Annotated in this window: 5 protein-coding genes; 4 read left to right on the top strand and 1 reads right to left on the bottom strand. The window is 73.2% G+C overall.

Translation table 11 applies throughout. The features are described from left to right. Window positions 1-61: 61 nt before the first annotated feature. A complete protein-coding gene (locus ACFWZ5_RS45270) occupies window positions 62-976 on the bottom strand; it encodes an ABC transporter permease (protein WP_384797943.1) in 915 nt (304 codons plus the stop codon). A gap of 150 nt (window positions 977-1,126) precedes the next feature. Here ACFWZ5_RS45270 and ACFWZ5_RS45265 point away from each other — a divergent pair, with 150 nt between their 5' ends. The 4 genes from ACFWZ5_RS45265 to ACFWZ5_RS45250 all read left to right on the top strand — a co-directional run bounded on the left by ACFWZ5_RS45265 (window position 1,127) and on the right by ACFWZ5_RS45250 (window position 3,978). Next, a complete protein-coding gene (locus tag ACFWZ5_RS45265; RefSeq protein WP_384797940.1) occupies window positions 1,127-1,768 on the top strand; it encodes a TetR/AcrR family transcriptional regulator in 642 nt (213 codons plus the stop codon). Between the two features lie 194 nt (window positions 1,769-1,962). Further along, the gene (locus ACFWZ5_RS45260) at window positions 1,963-2,127 is read left to right on the top strand and encodes a hypothetical protein (protein ID WP_384797937.1); all 165 of its coding nucleotides are present in this window, start codon (window positions 1,963-1,965) and stop codon (window positions 2,125-2,127) included. A gap of 31 nt (window positions 2,128-2,158) precedes the next feature. After that, complete coding sequence (locus ACFWZ5_RS45255) at window positions 2,159-3,346, top strand: sensor histidine kinase (protein ID WP_384797934.1); 1,188 nt, start codon at window positions 2,159-2,161, stop codon at window positions 3,344-3,346. After that, complete coding sequence (locus ACFWZ5_RS45250; protein ID WP_384797931.1) at window positions 3,334-3,978, top strand: response regulator; 645 nt, start codon at window positions 3,334-3,336, stop codon at window positions 3,976-3,978. The genes ACFWZ5_RS45255 and ACFWZ5_RS45250 overlap by 13 nt, the downstream gene beginning before the upstream one ends. Window positions 3,979-4,013 lie beyond the last annotated feature (35 nt).

The following is a 4,013-nucleotide window of genomic DNA, read 5'->3' as shown; positions in this document are numbered from 1 at the left end:
CACGATGTGCAGCTCGTCCGCGATGACGGTCGGCAGGTGCCCCCGGCCCGCGTTCCTGTCCTCAGCCGCGCCCATAGGTCTCCTCCGCCTTCCAGAAGTAGATGAACCCGCCGACCCCGGCGAGCAGCGCCCAGCCCGCCGCCCACGCCCACACGTGCGGCGGGAGCTGGTCGGCGTGGAAGCTGTCGATGAGGGCGAACCGCATGAGGTCGATGTAGACGGCCGCCGGGTTGGCCTCAAGGAGCACGGTGACGGCACGCGGCAGGTTCTGGTCGGCGAGGACCTTGTCGATGCTCCACATCACCCCGGACACGTACATCCACGTCCGCAGCACGAACGGCATCAGCTGGGCGACGTCCGGGGTCTTGGCGCCGAGCCGGGCGAGCACGAGGGCGAGCCCGGTGTTGAAGAGGAACTGCAGCGCGAGCACGGGCACCGCGAGGAGCCAGGACGCGGTGGGCGGCACGCCGAAGCAGAGCAGGATCGCGAGCAGCGCGCACAGGGAGAACAGCAGCTGCTGGAGCTGTTGCAGGCAGTACGAGACCGGCAGCGCGGCGCGCGGGAAGTGCAGGGCGCGCACCAGGCCGAGGCTGCCGGAGATGGCGCGCGTGCCCGCCATCGCGGACTGCTGCGTGAAGGTGAACACGAAGACGCCGGTGACCAGGAACGGCACGTAGTCCGGCACGTTGTGCTTGGTGTTCATCAGGACGCCGAAGATGAAGTAGTAGACGGCCGCGTTGAGCAGCGGCGTCATGATCTGCCAGAGCTGGCCGAGCTTCGCCTGGCTGTACTGGGCGGTGAGCCTGGCGGTGGCGAACGCGGTGACGAAGTGGCGCCGCTGCCAGAGCCGGCGCACGTACGCGCCGAGCGGGACGCGGGCGCCGCTGACCGTGAGGCCGTGGCGGGCGGCGAGCTCGGCGGGGGAGAGGGCGGGGGCGGGCGAGGGGGCGGGGGGCTTCTCCAGCAGTTCGGTCACGTCCGCTGCTTTCGCTCGGGGGCAGGCGTCCCTCGGGGTCGTACGTCGGGGTTCATGCGTCGGGACGGGTCCGTATCGTCGTGACGTCGACAGTAGGGCGTCGTTACGTCGGAACGCAACCGTATCGTCGTCACGTTCTATGCTGTCCCCATGACGACGAGCGACAGGGCGAGCGACAAGAAGCCAGGTGACCGGGGCCGCAGGGCACCCGCCGGGGCCGCCGTGCTCCGCGAGGATGTGACCGAGGCCATCCGCGCCGCCGTCTTCGACGAGCTCGCGGCCGTCGGCTACGCGCGCATGTCCATCGAGGGCATCGCGCGCCGCGCGGGCGTCGGCAAGACGGCCGTCTACCGCCGCTGGCGCTCCAAGCTGCACCTGGTCCTCGACCTGGTGTCCGCCGTCGCGGTCCAGGGCCTGCCCACGCCCGACACCGGCTCCCTGGAGGGCGATCTGCGCCTGCTGTACGAGGTGACGTCCCGCGCCCTGCGCCACCCCGTCGCCTCGCAGGTCATCCCCGACCTGCTCGCCGAGGCGGCCCGCAACGACGAGATCGAGGCGGCCCTGCAGAAGGCCCTGCGCGAGGGCCAGCACGGCGTGGCGAGCGGGATCGTGGCGCAGGCGGTGGCCCGCGGCGAGCTGCGCGAAGGCCTGGACGGGGCGGCGGAGGAGCTGGCCCTCGACCTGATCTCGGGCCCGCTGTACTGGCGGTCGGTGGTGGTGCGCGGCGCCCTGCCCCAGGGCTATCTGGACAGCCTGGCGGCGGCCACGGCGGCGGGGCTCAAGCGGCTCTGAGGGGGCCGGGCTCCGGGCTCCGGGGCTCAGGTGGCTCCGAGGTCCCGGGGGTGTAGCCCGCTACACCCCCGATCCGGGAGGGTCCACCCTCGTCCTGGGTCCTCCGACGAGGCAGAGTCGCTCACGTACGGAAGTTCCCCGACGATTCCCGGAGCTCGCAGGCGCGCCGGGAACTCCTCGAAAGGTCGCCCCTCATGAAGGCCCTCCTCTGGCTCGTGCTCGCCGTCGGCGTCATCGTCAACGCCGCCAACAGCCTCGTCTTCGACGGCGCGACGGAGATCGCGATCAGCGTCTGCTCCGGCTTCGCCGTGGTCGGCGCGATCACGGGCCTGGTCATGACGCGTGAGCGCCGCTCCTGAAGCACCGGCCCCGCCGCCTACCCTGATGTCCATGCGAGAGACCCTCGACCGGGCCGACCGCGCCTCCATGCAGCTGCTCACGGGTGCCGGCCTGTCCCTGGCCTCGTACCTGTTCGTCGGCGTGCTGCTCTTCACCGTGGTCTCGTCGGTGGTCGTGGTCGGCCTCGCCGTGCTGCCCGAGACGGTGCTGCTGCTGCGCCGGATCGCCGGGGCCAAGCGGCGCACGGTCGGCCGGTGGTCGGGGGAGGAGATCCCCGAGGCGTACACGCCGCTGACCGGCGGGCTCATGGAGCGGGTGCGGGCGGCCGTCCAGGACCCCGGCACCTACCGCGACCTGCTGTGGCTCCTCGCGCACTTCGCCTACGGCTGGATCCTGCTGTACGTCGCGCTGCTGCTGTGGGTGTTCGGCGCCCTCGTCGACGGCGTCTGGTGCGGTCTGCTGCGCCGCGGGGCCGTCGTCCTTCCGCTGATCGCGCGCGTCGCCGAACTCGACGCGGCCTGGTCGCGCGCCCTCCTGACGCCCACGCCGGAGGCGCGGCGCAGCGCCGAACTCGCCGAGCGCGTCGAGAAGCTGACCGCGACCCGCGCCGACGCCGTCGCCGCGCACGGCGCCGAGCTGCGCCGCATCGAACGGGACCTGCACGACGGCGCGCAGGCCCGGCTCGTCGCCCTCTCCATGCGCGTGGGCCTCGCCAAGCGCGCGTACGACCACGACCCCGAAGCCGCCCGCAGGCTCCTCGACGACGCCCAGGACCAGGCCGAGCAGGCGCTGACCGAACTGCGGCACGTCGTCCGCGGCATCCACCCGCCGATCCTCACCGACCGGGGCCTGGTCGGCGCCCTGCGCGCGCTCGCGGCCAGCAGCGGCCTCGACGTGACCGTGCGGGACGACGGGGTCGAGGGCGGCACCCGGGCCCCCGCGGCGGTGGAGGCCGCGGCGTACTTCGTGGCCGCCGAGGCCCTGACCAACGCCGCCAAGCACAGCGGCGCACGGCGGGCGAGCGTCGAACTCTCCCGCCTCTCCCGCGAACTCTCCCGCGAGCGCGCCGGGTTGCGGCTCGTGGTGCGCGACGAGGGGTGCGGCGGCGCGGACGAGGCGGGCGGCAGCGGACTGCTCGGCATGCGGCGGCGGGTTGCCGCCCTGGACGGGATCATGGAGGTGAACAGCCCCGCCGGGGGGCCGACCGTGATCGAAGTGGAGCTGCCGTGCGTGTGGTGATCGCCGAGGACAACGCGCTGCTCAGGGAGGGGCTCGTGCTGCTCCTCAGCACCTCCGGTCACGATGTCGTCGCCGTCGCGGCGACCGGGCCCGAGATCCTGCCCGCCCTCCTCGAGCACCGGCCCGACGTGGCGGTGCTCGATGTGCGGATGCCGCCCGGGTTCCGTGACGAGGGGCTGCGGGCCGCGCTCGCCGCCCGGCGCGAGCTGCCCGGTCTGCCCGTGCTCGTCCTCTCCCAGTACGTCGAGGAGACGTACGCCGCGGAGCTGCTCGGCGGCGGTGCCGGCGGGGTGGGGTACCTCCTCAAGGACCGGGTGGGGCGGGTCGATCAGTTCCTCGACGCCCTGGAGCGCGTCGCCGCCGGGGGTACCGCGCTCGATCCCGAGGTCGTCACCGAGCTCCTGACCCGTCGCCGTGACGACCCTCTCGACTCGCTCACCCCGCGCGAGCGCGAGGTCCTCCACCTGATGGCCGAGGGCCGGGACAACGCGACGATCGCGTCGACCCTCGTGGTCTCCGACCGTGCGGTCAGCAAGCACATCGGGAACGTGTTCCTGAAGCTGGGCCTCACGCCGAGCGACAGCGGGCATCGGCGGGTGCGGGCGGTGTTGGCGTACTTGAACCGGGCGTGAGGCCGGACCCTCGCGGGGGCGCCCCAGACCCGCCC

The sequence above is a fragment of the Streptomyces sp. NPDC059003 genome (genome assembly GCF_042740445.1).
GTDB lineage: Bacteria > Actinomycetota > Actinomycetes > Streptomycetales > Streptomycetaceae > Streptomyces.
Note: the sequence above shows the minus strand (reverse complement) of the source record. Positions and strands in the feature narration are given on the sequence as shown.

Coding starts and splice junctions, on each gene's coding strand:
- ACFWZ5_RS45265 (WP_384797940.1), top strand. CDS start 1,127: ATGACGACGAGCGACAGGGCGAGCGACAAGAAGCCAGGTGACCGGGGC.
- ACFWZ5_RS45260 (WP_384797937.1), top strand. CDS start 1,963: ATGAAGGCCCTCCTCTGGCTCGTGCTCGCCGTCGGCGTCATCGTCAAC.
- ACFWZ5_RS45255 (WP_384797934.1), top strand. CDS start 2,159: ATGCGAGAGACCCTCGACCGGGCCGACCGCGCCTCCATGCAGCTGCTC.